Genomic DNA, 14,493 nt, shown 5'->3' on the forward strand with positions numbered 1-14,493 from the left:
GGGCCGGGCTCGTTGCCGCCGAAAGGTCTGCTATGAGTTCGACACCCTTCAACGGGAGGCGCGGATACAACCATCGCCGCGACCGCCCGCCCGGCCGCCGATGGCGTTCCCGACTGGACGTCAAGGCGATGCCGTACGCTCTGGTGTCCCCGTACTTCCTGCTGTTCGCCGCCTTCGGGCTGTTCCCGTTGGCCTTCACGCTCTACTACTCGCTCTACGACTACGACCTGGCCGGGACCGTGGAATGGACCGGGCTGGGCAACTACACCGCGCTGCTGGGCGATGAGGACTTCTGGAACGCCGTGGTCAACACGGTCAGCATCTTCCTCATCGCCACGATCCCCCAGATGGTGCTCGCGCTGCTGCTGGCCAACGCGCTGAACAAGCGGTTCAGGTTCCGCCTGCCGATCCGCATGAGCGTGCTGCTGCCGCTGGTCACGTCTGTGGTCGCGGTCGCGGTGGTGTTCACGCAGCTGTACGCCCGCGACTGGGGCCTGGTGAACTGGGTCCTGAGCTGGTTCGGCGTGGACAAGACGAACTGGCGGGCCGAGCGCATCCCGTCGTGGATCGCCATCGCCACCATGGTCGACTGGCGCTGGACCGGCTACAACGCGATCATCTTCCTGGCCGGCATGCAGACGATCCCCCGCGACCTGTACGAGGCCGCCGCGATCGACGGCGCCTCCCGGCGCAGGCAGTTCTGGCAGATCACGCTGCCGATGCTGCGCCCCACCATGATCTTCGTGGTGCTCAACTCCACGATCGGCGGCCTGACGCTGTTCTCCGAGCCGACCACGTTCTACAACGGCAACGTCGACGGCGGCTCGCAGGGACAGTTCCAGACGGTGGCCATGTTCATCGTCAAGCAGGGCTTCCGCGAGTTCGACTACGGCTACGCCGCCGCGGCCGCCTGGCTGCTGTTCCTCCTCATTCTCATCGGAGCGGCGATCAACTTCCTGTTCGTGCGCCGGATCGGGGGCACGAAATGAACAACTTCTCCCCGACCCTCGCCACCAGGCTCATGCTGGCCCTGGCCGTGGTGCTGTCGGCGTTCCCGCTGTACTGGATGCTCGTCATCGCCTCCCGGACGAACGCCGACGCGGTCGCGGTGCCGCCGCCGTTCCTGCCGGGCGGGAACCTGGGCGAGAACATCGTCGCGGTGCTCAACAACGAGGACGCCAAGTTCCTGCTGGGCCTGAGCAACTCGTTCATCGTGTCGAGCATCGTCACCGTCTCCGTGGTGATCATCTCGACGCTGGCCGGCTTCGCGTTCGCGAACCTGACCTTCAAGGGCAGGAACGTGCTGCTGGTGCTCGTGCTGCTGACGATGGCCGTGCCGTTGCAGCAGATGGGCGTGGTGCCGCTCTACCGGCTCATGGTGAGCCTGGAGTGGACCGGCACGCTCAAGGCGGTCATCCTGCCGTACCTGCTCAACGGGTTCGGCGTGTTCCTGATGACGCAGTACACGCGGCAGGCCGTGCCGATGGAGCTGGTCGAGGCGGCCAGGGTGGACGGCGCCGCCACACTGCGGATCTGGTGGAACGTCGTCCTGCCCGCGGTGCGCCCCGGCATGGCCGTGCTCGGCATCAACACGTTCATGCTCATGTGGAACGACTTCATGTGGCCGCTGATCGTGCTGACCCCGGACAACCCCACCGTGCAGATCGCGATCACCTCGCTGAACGCCAGGTTCTCCACGAACTACACGCTGATCTTCGCGGGGACAGCGCTGTCCATCATCCCCCTCATCGCAGTATTCGTCGCATTCGGCCGTCAAATCGTCGGCGGTCTCATGGAAGGTGCGGTCAAGGCGTGACGACACAAGAGGAACAGACGCGTGCCGGGCTGCGCTTCCCTGCGGGCTTCGCGTGGGGCGCGGCGACCTCGGCGTACCAGATCGAAGGGGCGGTCGCCGAGGACGGGCGCGGCGTCTCCATCTGGGACACGTTCACCAGGACGCCGGGCCGGATTCTCAACGGGCACAACGCGGACGTGGCCATCGACCACTACCACCGCTACCGGGAGGACGTCGGGATCATGGCGGAGCTGGGCCTGTCGGCCTACCGCTTCTCGGTGTCCTGGCCCCGCATCCAGCCGACCGGCTCCGGCAAGGTCAACCAGAAGGGGCTGGACTTCTACAAGCGGCTCTCCGACGAACTGCGCGGGCACGGCATCGACCCGTGGCTGACCCTCTACCACTGGGACCTGCCGCAGGAACTGGAGGACAAGGGCGGCTGGCCGAACCGCGACGTGGCGTACTGCTTCGCGGACTACGCGGCGACGGTCCACGAGGCGCTGAAGGACCACGTGCACACCTTCAGCACCGTCAACGAGCCATGGTGCGCCGCGTTCCTCGGCTACGCCTCGGGCGAGCACGCCCCCGGCCGGCGCGAGCCGGAGAACGCGATCAGGGGCGCGCACCACCTCAACCTGGCGCACGGGCTGGCCGTGCAGGCGATGGGCGCCCGGCGCGTCGGCGGCTGCGTGAACCTGTACGCGGTCACGCCCGCCACCGACAGCGTGGAGGACCTGGACGCGGCCCGGCGCATCGACGGGCTGCAGAACCGGTTCTTCCTGGACGCGCTGCTGCTGGGCCGCTACCCGGAGGACGTGCTGGCGGACCTGCCCGGCGAGATCGACTTCATCCAGCCGGGCGACATGAAGACCATCAACGCGCCCATCGACGTGCTGCTCGTCAACTACTACAGCCGCTTCACGGTATCGGGAGCACCAGGCGGCAGGCAGTCGGCGGCGGCGGCCCCCACGGACACGGGTTCGCCGTGGGTGGGCAGCGAGCACGTGTCGTTCGTCAGCGGCGGCCAGCCGGTGACGGCCATGGGCTGGGAGATCGACGAGGGCGGCCTGGTCGAGGTCCTCACGAGGGTGGCGCGGGACTATCCGCCGATCCCGATGGTGGTCTCCGAGAACGGCTCCGCCTTCGACGACGTGCTCGAGGACGGCCGGATCCACGACAACGAGCGGCGGGCGTACGTGGAGGCGCACCTCGGCGCCTGCAAGGAGGCCATCGAGGCAGGCGTGCCCCTGGAGGGCTATTTCGCCTGGTCACTGATGGACAACTTCGAGTGGGCCTGGGGTTACGGCAAGCGGTTCGGCCTGGTGCACGTGGACTTCGAGACCCAGGAACGACTGTTCAAGGACAGCGCGCTCTGGTACTCGGAGATCATCCGGCAGAATAGGCGCCATGAACCGACCGACTCTTGAGGCAGTCGCGGCTCGGGCCGGGGTAGGCCGGGGCACGGTGTCGAGAGTCATCAATGGCTCGCCGAACGTCAGCGCCAAGGCCCGCGAGGCCGTTGAGCTGGCCATCCGCGAGCTGGGCTACGTGCCCAACCGTGCGGCGCGCGCCCTGGTGACGCGCCGCACCGACACGGTGGCGCTGGTGGTCTCCGAGTCGCAGCTGCGGGTGTTCGACGAGCCCTACTTCGCCGGCACCATCCGCGGCATCGGCTCGGCGCTGGCCGAGACGGGGTTGCAGCTCATCCTGGCGATGGCCCGCACCCCTGAGGAGCACGAGCGGCTGGAGACCTACCTGACGGGGCAGCACGTCGACGGCGTGCTGCTCCTGTCGCTGCACGGCGCCGACCCGCTGCCCGGCAGGCTCGAGGACATGGGGGTGCCGACCGTGCTCGGCGGCCTCCCCGTCGGCCTCCACCCGTACAGCTACGTGGACATGGACAACCGGGCGGGCGCCCGGCAGGCGGTCAAGCACCTGCTGGGGCTCGGCCGCCGCCGGATCGCCGCGATCGCCGGCGCCCAGGACATGGGCGTGGGCGTCGACCGTCTGGCCGGCTATCGCGACGCGCTGCTGCTCACCGGCCTGCCGGAGCTGGTGGCGTACGGCGACTTCTCGGAGGAGAGCGGCGCGACGGCGATGACCGAGCTGCTGGCGGAGCACCCCGACCTCGACGCGGTGTTCGCCGCCTCCGACCCGATGGCGCTGGGCGCGATGCGCGTGCTCAAGGCCGCGGGCCGGTCGATCCCGGAGGACGTGGCCGTGATCGGGTTCGACGACTCCAAGGCCGCGCTGCACGCCGACCCGCCGCTGACCACCGTCCACCAGCCGACCGAGCAGATGGGCCGGCAGATGGCGCAGCTACTGGTGGCCCGCATCAACGGCGAGCAGCTGCGGCAGCCCGTCGTGATCCTCGACACCCACCTCGTACGCAGGCAGTCCGCATGAAAGGCTCCCGTGGACAGTAGGACCAAGCGCCGCTTATCAGAGGCCGAGCTCGACGCCCTGGTGCGGCGCGCGCTGGGCACGGGAGTGACGGCCGCTACCGAGCTGACCGACGGCTACGCCAACGCCGTCTGGCGGCTGAAGCTGGACGACGGGCGCGAGGTGGTGCTCAAGCTGTCGCCGCCGCCCGACCTCGACCAGCTCAGCTACGAGCGCAACCTGCTGCGCATGGAGGCCGCCGCCTACGAGCTGGCGGCGCAGGCCGGGGTGCCGGTGGCGACGCTGCTGCGCGCCGGGTTCGACGACCCGGTGCTGGGCGGCGACTACCTGCTGCTCGCCGCGCTCGACGGGGTCTCCTGGAACGACGTCAAGCCCGAGGGCGGTGACGCGCTGCGCCGGGAGCTGGGCCGCCACCTGGCCAGGTTCAACGCGGTCACCGGCGAGGTGTTCGGCTATCCGCACGCCGGGATCGTGGGGGCCACCTGGCGGGAGGCGTTCCTGGCGATGGTGGGGGCGCTGGTCGGCGACACCGAGCGCTGGCCGACGCCGCTGCCGCGCCCCGCCGGGGAGATCCTGGGCGTGATCGAGGCGGCGTCGCCGGTGCTCGACGAGGTGACGGAGCCGCGGCTGGTGCACTTCGACGTGTGGCACGGCAACGTCTTCCTCGACCTCAGCGGCCCGCCGCGGATCCAGGCCATCATCGACCACGAGCGGGCCTTCTGGGGCGACCCGATCGCCGAGTTCGTCACGCCGACGATCTTCGGCGAGCTGACGGAGGACGACCCGCTGCTGGCGGGCTACCGCGAGGTGACGCCGCTGGAGCTCACCCCGGCGGCGCGCACCCGGCTCGACCTCTACCGCGCCTACCTCTATCTGATCCTGCTGGTGGAGAACGGGCCCCGGCAGTATCCGGAGGACGAGTACGCCAGGCTCCGCGACGCGGCGTTCGGCTCACTGTCGGCTGTGCTCGACCGCCTCGTAGGCGCCTCCTCTGGCGCCCGCGGGTAGCCTGACGCACGGCCCCGAGCCCTTGTTCGGCACGCCGAGGTCCACGGGCTGCTCGCCGGTGCACACCAGGGCGCCCCTGACCGTGGTGCCCGACAGGATCGGCGCCGTGTTGCCCGCCAGCAGGGCCGCGCCGCGCAGGTCGGCGCCCACGACGGTCAGCGCCCTGGCGCCGCGGACGCTGAGCGCGCCGGTGACGGACGCCTTGAGCAGGTGCACGGCGGCGGGATCGACCGCGGTCAGCGCGCCGGTGATCCGGCCCCCGATGACCACCAGCGACGCCCCCGGCCTGACCGTCACGGCCCCGGTGACCTCGGCGCCGTCGAGGCAGGTGACGCCGCCGGCGACGGTGAGCGGGCCGCGGTGCGTGCCGGTGACCGTGCTGGTGCAGGCGGGCGGCGGCGCGATCGTGGTGACGGTGAAGCTCTTCGGCGCTCCGTAGTTGCCGGCGGCGTCGATCGAGCGGTATTCGACGGTGTGCCGGCCGCGCGGCAGCTTGCCGTACACGAGGGAGTCGATGACCGTCCCCTCCTCGCTGAACGTCCACGGCAGCTGCGACGAGGTGGGCCAGCCGAAGTAGTTGAACCAGCCGTCGCCGTCCACCCTGGACTCCGAGACCACGTAACCGTCGCGGTCGTCCTCGCCGGTGAGCCGCATGGAGAACGGGCCGTTGTAGACGTAGGTGTCGCCTGACCTGGCGAGCGGCTCGGACAGCTCGTACCCGGTCGTCGGCCGGTCGGCGTCGACCTGCCAGGTGAGCGTCCTGCCGCCGAGGGCCGCGGTGAGGGTGTGGGCGCCCGGCCTCAGGTCCAGTTCGCCGAGATCGAGGTCGGTGCCGGTGCCGGCGGGCCTGCCGTCCAGGGTCCAGGTGACCTCGGGGACGGTCGCTGCGGGGTGGGTGGTCTCCACGTACGCGACGTCGGCGCGGCCGAGCGGCCGGTCGGTGGGCGTGGAGGAGACGATGGCGGGCTCGACGCCGTCCGGAGGGGTGGTCAGCGACGTGTCCACGGTCCAGGTGCGCGACTTGGTGATGGCCGCCCTGATCGCCGGGTCCCTGACGAACCCGGTCGGGTCCGAGACGGTGACGGTGACCGGGTGGGTTCCCGGGGCGAGGCCGAGCGTGCGCAGGTCCAGGGTCTGCTCGTGGGTCTTGAGGTCCTTGCCGTCCACGTTCCAGGTGATCTCCAGCGCGTGGCCGACGGGGCGCATCGGCTCGGCCCACAGCACCCGGTCGGCTCCGACGGGCTGCTCACCGGGCGTGGCGTCCTGGATGACCATGGTCTTGGCGGTGATGCGCTGGACCATGACCTCGCGGCTGACCTGGTCGTAGGAGTAGCCGAGGGTCTTCATCATCGAGTGCCGGCTGGGCCGCCAGACGCCGACCGTGTAGTACATGCCGCCCTCGTAGCGGCCGACGGGGCCGCCCGACTCGCTGGGCTCGCCGAGCCAGCGCCACCACTTCTTGCGCTGGTCCTTCATCTGCTGTTCGGTCAGCAGCGTGTGGTGGGGGCTGGACGGCTCGGGCCCGGTGTAGGCGCCGCCGGGGACGCCGCGCTGGTAGTAGTCGTACTCGTCCTGCAGGCCGCCCAGGGAGTGGCCCAGCTCGTGCGGGCTGATCAGGGCGGACATGCTGTTGCTGCCCGAGGCGGTGGCGTACGAGCCGCCCGCGCCGCCGTACGTGCCGCTGTTGCCGAGCGCGAGGATCTGCCGGTTGCCGGACGAGGTGCCGGTGACCAGGTCGGCGTAGCGGGTGGCGGCGGTGTTGTCCATGGTGATCAGGCGCTGGACGCTGCCCGGGTTGCAGCGGCCCCAGAAGCCCATGCCGAGCGGCGTCGTCTTCCGCGGCGCGTCCAGCCCCGGGTCGCAGCTGATGCCCGACTCGCCCGAGACGATGTCCACGCGGTAGACGTTGATGTAGTTCCGGTACGTCTTGAACGGCTCGATCGACCACATCACGTTGAGGTGCCGGTCGACGTCGGCCCGGAATTTCGCCTGTTCCGACTCGGTGTAGCCGTCACCCATGACGATCAGGTTGAACCTCTCGGCCGGGGCGCCCGTGACCTGCACGGGCACCACGGTGGCCGCGCCCGCCTCTGCGCTCGCCGGCGGGGTCTGTAACAGGGCGGCGGCCAGCACCAGGACCGCGAATATACGCATGCCCTGCACTATCGCCGATCAAGGCCGCGCCACCAAGGGTCAGGTCTCGGGGAGATCGGCCAGGAGGATCGGGCGGGTCGTCGGCTTCCCTGATCCGGCCGCGGGCTCGACCGTCAGCGCCACCCGGTCGTCCTCCCGCTCCGGCGTGACCAGCAGGGGCGTGGTCAGGCCGTTCTCGGCGCGCTCCAGCATGCCGGCGGGGCGGGGGCCGTCGCGTCCCATCAGCCACAGCTCGTACCCCTTGGTTCCGGGCAGCCGGGGCAGGCCGGACGAGGCGAACACCATACGTGCCCTGGACCGGGAGATCACGACCGTGGCGGTGCCGCCCGCGGTGACGGGCCGGCGTACCGTCTCGGCGTCGGGCGCGGCCAGCACGGCGATCACCTCCCCGTTCCGCGCGGCCAGGTCGCCCAGATCGCGGCGGGCGTCGATGGCGACCGCGCCGAAGGCGACGGCGGCCGCCACGGACACCGCGGCCAGGCCCGCCATCACCTTGCTCCGCCCGCGCCTGAACGGCACGAGCCGGCCTTGCTCGGGCACCGCCGTCACCTCCGGCGCACCCGTGGCGGCGGGCTGCCACGCCCCGGGCGGGACACGGATCGTCGGCGAGCTCGCCGGCTGTGGCGGGAGCGCGAGCGTGGGCGCGTTCCCGAACCCGCGTTCGAGCGCGTTCCCGGATCCGCGGTCGGGCGGGTACGCGTGCTCCGGCCGGGCGGCGGGACGCCGGGACGCGTGCGCGGCGGCGAGCAGGCGCGGGCGGAGCGTGCCGGGCGGGGGCGCGGCCACCGTCGCCGCCAGCCTGGCCGCCGTCTCCCGCAGCCGCCGTACCTCCGTCCCGCACACCTGGCAAGCCACCAGGTGCTCCTCGAACAGCACCCACTCGGCGTACGGCAGTGCGTGCACGGCGTAGGCGCCGGAGAGGGTGTGGAGTCCGTCGGTCATGTCCACTCCCTTTGTGAGAGGCGGCTCACGCATGTACTTCGGCCGCTCGGGCATGTCGGATTGCCATGGGGGTTGCTCTTTTCTCATGACGTGAGACAATCTCATCGGGTGATGAATTATGGACTGCGTAATCGCGGGGGGCGGACCGGCAGGCGCGATGCTCGCGCTGCTGCTGGCCAGGGCGGGCGTCGAGGTGACGCTGCTGGAGAAGCACGGCGACTTCCTGCGTGACTTCCGGGGCGACACGATCCATCCGTCCACGTTGCAGGTGCTCGACGAGGTCGGGCTGGCCGAGGACTTCCTGAAGATCCCGCACCGCAAGGCGTACGAGATCAGCATGGTGACCGACGTGGGGGACATCAGGCTGGCGAGCCTGCGCGGGCTGCCCGGCGCCTACGACTACATCGCGTGGGTCCCGCAGTGGGACTTCCTCAAGCTCGTCACGTCGGCCGCCGAGAAGTACCCGGGCTTCCGGCTGCTCATGAACGCCGAGGCGCACGATCTGATCCGGGAGGGCCGGGCCGTACGCGGGCTGCGGTACCGCGACGCGTCCGGCGAGCACGAGATCAGGGCGGACCTGACGGTGGCCGCCGACGGGCGCCACTCGGTCCTGCGCGAACGGGCGGGGCTCGTGCCCGAGGAGCTCGGCGCGCCGATGGACGTGGTGTGGTTCCGGCTGCCGAGGCAAGCCTCCGACCGCGACGACACGTTCCTGCGGATCTCCAGCGGTCGCATGATGGTCGCGATCAACAGGGAGAGCTACTGGCAGCTCGCGTACGTGATCCCCAAGGGCGGGTTCGACGAGCTCGTACGCGAGGGCATCGGCGCGCTCCGCGAACCGGTCGTGTCGCTGCTGCCGTGGCTGGCCGACCGGATCGGGCAGATCGAGAGCTATGACCACGTCAGCGTGCTCACGGTCGTGATCAACCGGCTGCGCCGCTGGCACCGGCCGGGGTTCCTGTGCATCGGGGACGCCGCGCACGCCATGTCGCCGGTGTTCGGGGTGGGGATCAACCTGGCCGTGCAGGACGCGGTCGCCGCCGCCAACCTGCTGGCGGGCTCGCTCAGGTCCGGCGCGCCGATCCCCGAGTCGACCCTGCACCTGCTGCAGAAGCGGCGGATGCCACCCACCAGGGTGACGCAGGCGGCCCAGCGAGTGGTCCAGAACATGGTGATCAAGCGGGCGCTGAGTCAGCAGTTCGACCCGTCGCCGCTGCCGCGCGACCTCGCGAGGATCCCGCTGGTGAACCGGATGGTACGGCGGTTCATCGGGCTGGGCATCCGGCCCGAGCACGTGACGGTGCGGGAGTCCTGACCTCGGTCTCGGCCGGGAAACCTCATTCTCACGCGCCGGCTGCATCCAAAACGTGGACAACACGGTCGGCGGGGCAGAGCCGGTGGATTACCCTCGTATCTCGTGAGCAGCAATCTCGTGGATCTCGATACCTGGCGAGCCCTTCCCGTGGCACAGCAGCCAGACTGGCCCGACCGCGGCGAGCTCGACAAGGTCGTCGCCGAGCTGGGCGGCCTGCCCCCGCTGGTCTTCGCCGGGGAGTGCGACCAGCTCAAGGAGCAGCTGGCCGCCGTCGCCCGCGGTGAGGCCTTCGTCCTGCAGGGCGGTGACTGCGCGGAGACCTTCTCCGGCGCCACCGCCGACAACGTGCGCAACAAGCTCAAGACGCTGCTGCAGATGGCGATCGTGCTGACGTACGCGGGCAAGGTGCCGGTCGTGAAGATCGGCCGGGTGGCGGGGCAGTTCGCCAAGCCGCGCTCCAAGCCCACCGAGACCCGCGACGGGATCGAGCTGCCGGCCTACCGGGGCGACATGGTCAACGGGTTCGACTTCACCGCCGAGGCGCGCAGGCCCGATCCGTGGCGGCTGCTCAAGGCGTACCACTCCTCGGCCGTGACCCTCAACCTCGCGCGCGCGTTCACCAAGGGCGGCTACGCGGACCTGCGCCAGGTGCACGCCTGGAACCAGGACTTCGTGGCCGAGTCGCCCGCCGGGCGCCGCTACGAGCAGCTGGCCAGGGAGATCGACCAGGCCCTCGCGTTCATGCGGGCCTGCGGCGCCGACCCGGAGGAGTTCCACACCGTGGAGTTCTACTCCTCGCACGAGGCGCTGATCCTCGACTACGACAGGGCGCTCACGCGGATCGACTCGCGTACGGGGCGGCCGTACGACGTGTCGGCCCACATGGTCTGGATCGGCGAGCGCACCCGCCAGCTGGACGGGGCGCACGTCGACTTCTTCTCCAAGATCCGCAACCCGATCGGCGTCAAGCTCGGGCCCACCACGACGCCCGACGAGGCGCTCGCGCTCATCGACAAGCTCAACCCGGGCAACGAGGAGGGGCGGCTCACGTTCATCACCCGGATGGGCGCCTCCAAGATCCGCGAGCACCTGCCGGCCCTGGTCAAGGAGGTCACGGCCACGGGGGCGCGGGTGGCCTGGATCTGCGACCCGATGCACGGCAACACGTTCGAGGCGCCCAGCGGGCACAAGACGCGGCGGCTCGACGACGTGCTCGACGAGGTGGCGGGGTTCTTCGAGGTGCACCGGTCGCTGGGGACGCATCCCGGCGGCATCCACATCGAGTTCACCGGCGACGACGTGACGGAGTGCGTCGGGGGCGGGCACGAGATCGTGGAGGGCGACCTCGCGACCCGCTACGAGACGGCCTGCGACCCCCGGCTCAACCGCGGCCAGTCCCTCGACCTCGCCTTCCGCGTCGCCGAGCTCTACCGCGGCTGACCCGTCTGCGGCCTTCAGGCGCGGCGTACCTGTCGGGGCGGCGTACCCGTCGGGGGGCCGCGCCGCGGCCGCTCCCTCGCAAGGCGCCACTGCGGCCGACCCGTCGCGTGGCGCCACCGCAACTGCCCCTGCCCGCTCCAAGCGGTCCGCGCCGCTCGGGGCGGGCGCGCGACATCGCGCGCCCACGTCGGCGGCGGTGTACGGCGCGACGCGAAGCGGACGGCGCCGGCCGGTGCTCGTCACACGACGGGCGCGCAGCCGCGCCGGTCCGCGGCCGCTCGCCGGCCATGCGCGGGCGGCCTGGAGCCGCGCGACTCCTCCGCGACAGCACGCCGGCGCCACGGCGAAAACGGAATGCAGCGGCCCCCATACGACACGCTGACACCCAGGTGTTGTGCGTCTCATCGCGACAAGAAAGAGAACCGAATTCGGCCGAAATTTGGGGTTCCGCGGATATGATCGCCCGCAAAGAGGGCGAATTTCGGGAGTAACCGTGGACAGTGCCCCCGAGGGGGTGGACCCCAACGTCCCCAACGTCGCGCGTATGTACGACTATTACCTCGACGGCAAGGACAATTTCGCGGTCGACCGGGCTGCCGCCGAGCAGATCCTGGAGACGTTCCCCCACACCAAGGAGGGCGCCCGCGCGAACAGGGCGTTCCTGCGCCGCGCCGTGCGGCACCTGGTCGAGTCGGGGGTGCGGCAGATCGTGGATCTCGGCGCGGGGCTGCCGACCCAGGGGAACACGCACGAGATCGCCCCGGAGGCGCGCGTCGTCTACGTGGACAACGACCCCGTGGTCTGCGCGCACGGCAGGGCCCTGCTGGCCAGGACCGACGACGTGGACGTCCTGCAGGCCGACGTGCGCGAGACGGACGCGCTGCTGGACAAGCTGGGCGGCCTGGTGGACCTCGACCGGCCGGTGGCGTTCCTGATGCTGGCCATCCTGCACTTCATCCCGGACGACATCGCGTACGACCTGGTGGCGAAGGTGCGCAAGGTGAGCGTGCCCGGCAGCCGGCTGGTGATCAGCCACGCGGTCGACGACACGCCGGACACCACCCCGCAGGCCATCGAGATCTACCGCAGGGCCACGGCCGCGCTCAGCCTCAGGACCCGCGAGGAGATCCTGCGCTTCTTCGACGGCTACGAGCTGGAGGCGCCCGGGTTGACGTACCCGAACGGCTGGCGCCCCGACGACCCGGACGCGCCGGGCAACGGGATCACGTTCGGGTACGTCGGAGTGGGACGCAAGCCGGACAACGCCTAGTTCTGCTTGAGCTCCTCTGCGAGCTCGGCCCTGATGGCGTCCATGTCAAGCGCCCGGACCTGCCGGATCAGGTCTTCGAGCGCGGGTGCCGGGATGGCGCCGGCCTGGGCGAAGACCACGATGCCGTCGCGGATCGCCATGAGCGTGGGGATCGAGGTGATGTCGAAACCCTGAGCAAGCCCCTGCTCGGCGTCCGTGTCAATCTTGCCGAACGTGAGGTCGTCGTGCTTGTCGGAAGCCTGCTCGAAAATCGGGCCGAACTTCTTGCACGGCGGGCACCACTCCGCCCAGAAGTCGAGCAGCACGATCCCCTTGTCGGCGATGTCGTTGAAGTTCTTCTCGGTTACTTCGATGGTCGCCACAAGTGGCTCCTCGTTCGTCGCTGATAATTTTCCATCGGTATGAACCCCTACCCCTTCCCGGACATTCCACTGACTATGCCACCGCGGGCTCCGCCGCGTGGCAGGGATGGCCGGAGAACATCGGGACGGGGGCCGGCGGTCGGTCGGGGACCGCAGGCGTTGTGGCGTTCGTCACAGCACGAGAGAGCTGAAATCCCAGACGTGGTGGTGAATGGGCTCGTCCGAAACCATCCCGGTCCACCAGAGACGCACCCCGAATCCCCTTCAATTACGGCCGATCCCAGAATAGAACGCCAAAACCTCGAACCTTGACACCGGCGTCCCGCGGGTATGAACCAGGGCATGGACTGGGTCACCTGCGCGTATTCGGCTGCCTGCACCGGAATCGCTAGCCGTCCGACCGGCTTCTGCTTCGCACACCTCACTCCTGACCAGCTCTCCGAGGTCCTTGACGAGATGGTTCCCGGTCGCCTGCTCGACCTGCGCGGCACAACGGTCAACAGCGAGCTGCTGTCCAGAGTCCTCGAGGCCGTCGGCGCCCGGCCGGGCAGGGCCCGGCTCGACCGGGTCAGGTTCACCGGCGACGTGCGGTTCGCGGGCGTGACGTTCCTGGGCGACGTGTCGCTGGACGGAGCCAGGTTCGAGCGGCTGGCCTCGTTCTTCGGCGCCCGCTTCGAGGGCAACGTGTCGCTGGCGGGCGCCAGGTTCACCCGCGAGCTCTCCTTCCACGGCGTCACCGTGCGCGGGCACGTCTCGCTGGACCGGGCCGTGATGTCCCGGGACGCGCTGTTCAGCCAGGCCGTCTTCGGCCACGGGCTGTCGTGCGAGCGGGCCAGGTTCGACGGGTACGCCACCTTCGACGGCGCCAGGCTGGGCGACGGAGCCACCTTCAGGGGGGCGCGCTTCGGCCGTACCGTGTCCTTCCGCAAGGTCAGCGGGCACGCCGGGTTCGAGGGCGCGCACTTCGCCGCCGACGCGTACCTCTCGGCCACCGGCAGGCTGTCGGCGGCCAGGGCCCGCGCCGACGGGCTGCTGGACGTGGCGGTGGCTCGGTGCGGCGTGGATCTGCGCGGCGTCGAGGTGGCCGGCTCGACGACGGTGCGGCTCACCGACTCGCAGGCCGACCTCGAAGGCGCGGTGCTGCGCGGTCCCGCCACCGTGACCGGCCGGGGCAGGTCCATGCTGTCGTCGCTGCGGCTGGTGGACGCGGCCAACCTGGCGCTGTTCGGGCTGGACCTGTCGGCGTGCAGGTTCGCCGGCCTGGCCCATCCCTCGGGGGTGCGGGTCAAGGACTGCACGTTCGCGCTCACGCCGCGCGGCGTGCGGGTGAGCCTGCGCTGGCCGATGCTGCGCTGGTTCTCCCGCCGCCGGGCGCTGGCCGACGAGCACACCATGCGCGGCTGGGCGGCGGCGGGCGGCCCCGGCGCCACGCCCGACGGGCTGGCCGCGCTCTACGCGGGGCTGCGGCCCAGCGACAGCGCCACCTCGACCGACTTCGCGTTCGCGGCCATGGAGATGCGCCGCCAGGCCGATCACCGCTGGTGGCTGTCGGTCTCCTGGCTCGTGTGCGGGTACGGCCTGCGCATGGGGCGGGCGGCGGGCTGGTTCGCGATGCTGCTGACGATCGTCGCGGCCGCCGTGCTGTGGACCTCGACCTCACACGCCGAACGCCAGGCCGAGCCGCCCCAACCGGCCGTGCACCGCTAGAGCCAACGCCGTTCAGTTAGGGCTGTGGTGGCGGCGTCAAGGGCTGGCCGGGATCATGTTGATGCTGATGGTGGCCTTGTAGGTGGTCCGGTCGATG

Annotated in this window: 12 protein-coding genes; 9 read left to right on the plus strand and 3 right to left on the minus strand. The window is 70.5% G+C overall.

The window, feature by feature from the left end; genetic code table 11:
* The first annotated feature begins 32 nt into the window (after positions 1-32).
* From AB0J64_RS47850 to AB0J64_RS47870, 5 genes are read left to right on the plus strand one after another with little or no spacing between them, the layout of a single operon-like run.
* The gene (locus AB0J64_RS47850; protein ID WP_364043004.1) at positions 33-989 is read left to right on the plus strand and encodes a sugar ABC transporter permease; all 957 of its coding nucleotides are present in this window, start codon (positions 33-35) and stop codon (positions 987-989) included.
* Positions 986-1,816, plus strand: a complete 831-nt coding sequence (locus tag AB0J64_RS47855) for a carbohydrate ABC transporter permease (protein WP_357604599.1) — start codon at positions 986-988, stop codon at positions 1,814-1,816. Before AB0J64_RS47850 ends, AB0J64_RS47855 begins: the two co-directional genes overlap by 4 nt.
* On the plus strand, positions 1,813-3,222 hold the full coding sequence (locus AB0J64_RS47860; protein ID WP_364043006.1) for a GH1 family beta-glucosidase: 1,410 nt from the start codon (positions 1,813-1,815) through the stop codon (positions 3,220-3,222). The genes AB0J64_RS47855 and AB0J64_RS47860 overlap by 4 nt, the downstream gene beginning before the upstream one ends.
* Complete coding sequence (locus AB0J64_RS47865) at positions 3,203-4,201, plus strand: LacI family DNA-binding transcriptional regulator (protein ID WP_364043008.1); 999 nt, start codon at positions 3,203-3,205, stop codon at positions 4,199-4,201. The genes AB0J64_RS47860 and AB0J64_RS47865 overlap by 20 nt, the downstream gene beginning before the upstream one ends.
* 9 nt (positions 4,202-4,210) lie before the next feature.
* Positions 4,211-5,206 (plus strand): aminoglycoside phosphotransferase family protein, encoded by a 996-nt coding sequence (locus tag AB0J64_RS47870; RefSeq protein WP_364043010.1) that lies wholly within the window; start codon positions 4,211-4,213, stop codon positions 5,204-5,206.
* On the opposite strand, the gene AB0J64_RS47875 is transcribed toward AB0J64_RS47870, so the two are convergent.
* Entirely contained in the window at positions 5,150-7,360 is a 2,211-nt protein-coding gene (locus AB0J64_RS47875; RefSeq protein WP_364043012.1) for a M64 family metallopeptidase, read from the minus strand. The two genes, AB0J64_RS47870 and AB0J64_RS47875, sit on opposite strands and share 57 nt — an antisense overlap.
* 39 nt (positions 7,361-7,399) lie before the next feature.
* A complete protein-coding gene (locus AB0J64_RS47880; protein WP_364043014.1) occupies positions 7,400-8,302 on the minus strand; it encodes an anti-sigma factor in 903 nt (300 codons plus the stop codon).
* 118 nt (positions 8,303-8,420) lie between these two features.
* Here AB0J64_RS47880 and AB0J64_RS47885 point away from each other — a divergent pair, with 118 nt between their 5' ends.
* The 3 genes from AB0J64_RS47885 to AB0J64_RS47895 all read left to right on the plus strand — a co-directional run bounded on the left by AB0J64_RS47885 (position 8,421) and on the right by AB0J64_RS47895 (position 12,327).
* Positions 8,421-9,617 (plus strand): FAD-dependent oxidoreductase, encoded by a 1,197-nt coding sequence (locus tag AB0J64_RS47885; RefSeq protein WP_364043016.1) that lies wholly within the window; start codon positions 8,421-8,423, stop codon positions 9,615-9,617.
* Positions 9,618-9,719: 102 nt separating this feature from the next.
* The gene (locus AB0J64_RS47890; RefSeq protein WP_364043018.1) at positions 9,720-11,057 is read left to right on the plus strand and encodes a class II 3-deoxy-7-phosphoheptulonate synthase; all 1,338 of its coding nucleotides are present in this window, start codon (positions 9,720-9,722) and stop codon (positions 11,055-11,057) included.
* A 493-nt stretch (positions 11,058-11,550) separates the two neighbouring features.
* Positions 11,551-12,327 carry an SAM-dependent methyltransferase gene (locus tag AB0J64_RS47895; RefSeq protein WP_364043020.1) on the plus strand — a complete coding sequence of 259 codons (777 nt, stop codon included), beginning with the start codon at positions 11,551-11,553 and terminating at the stop codon, positions 12,325-12,327.
* Here AB0J64_RS47895 and AB0J64_RS47900 read toward each other — a convergent pair.
* The gene (locus tag AB0J64_RS47900) at positions 12,324-12,689 is read right to left on the minus strand and encodes a thioredoxin family protein (RefSeq protein WP_364043021.1); all 366 of its coding nucleotides are present in this window, start codon (positions 12,687-12,689) and stop codon (positions 12,324-12,326) included. The two genes, AB0J64_RS47895 and AB0J64_RS47900, sit on opposite strands and share 4 nt — an antisense overlap.
* A gap of 342 nt (positions 12,690-13,031) precedes the next feature.
* Between AB0J64_RS47900 and AB0J64_RS47905 the strand changes: the two genes are divergently transcribed.
* Positions 13,032-14,396, plus strand: a complete 1,365-nt coding sequence (locus tag AB0J64_RS47905) for a pentapeptide repeat-containing protein (RefSeq protein WP_364043023.1) — start codon at positions 13,032-13,034, stop codon at positions 14,394-14,396.
* Positions 14,397-14,493: the final 97 nt, after the last annotated feature.

Origin of the sequence: Nonomuraea sp. NPDC049695, from assembly GCF_040674955.1 — a bacterium.
GTDB lineage: Bacteria > Actinomycetota > Actinomycetes > Streptosporangiales > Streptosporangiaceae > Nonomuraea > Nonomuraea helvata.

Bases quoted from the DNA above. Each gene is read 5' to 3' on its own strand.
- AB0J64_RS47850 (WP_364043004.1), top strand. From the start codon at position 33: ATGAGTTCGACACCCTTCAACGGGAGGCGCGGATACAACCATCGCCGC.
- AB0J64_RS47855 (WP_357604599.1), top strand. From the start codon at position 986: ATGAACAACTTCTCCCCGACCCTCGCCACCAGGCTCATGCTGGCCCTG.
- AB0J64_RS47865 (WP_364043008.1), top strand. From the start codon at position 3,203: ATGAACCGACCGACTCTTGAGGCAGTCGCGGCTCGGGCCGGGGTAGGC.
- AB0J64_RS47875 (WP_364043012.1), bottom strand. From the start codon at position 7,360: ATGCGTATATTCGCGGTCCTGGTGCTGGCCGCCGCCCTGTTACAGACC.
- AB0J64_RS47880 (WP_364043014.1), bottom strand. From the start codon at position 8,302: ATGACCGACGGACTCCACACCCTCTCCGGCGCCTACGCCGTGCACGCA.
- AB0J64_RS47885 (WP_364043016.1), top strand. From the start codon at position 8,421: ATGGACTGCGTAATCGCGGGGGGCGGACCGGCAGGCGCGATGCTCGCG.
- AB0J64_RS47905 (WP_364043023.1), top strand. From the start codon at position 13,032: ATGGACTGGGTCACCTGCGCGTATTCGGCTGCCTGCACCGGAATCGCT.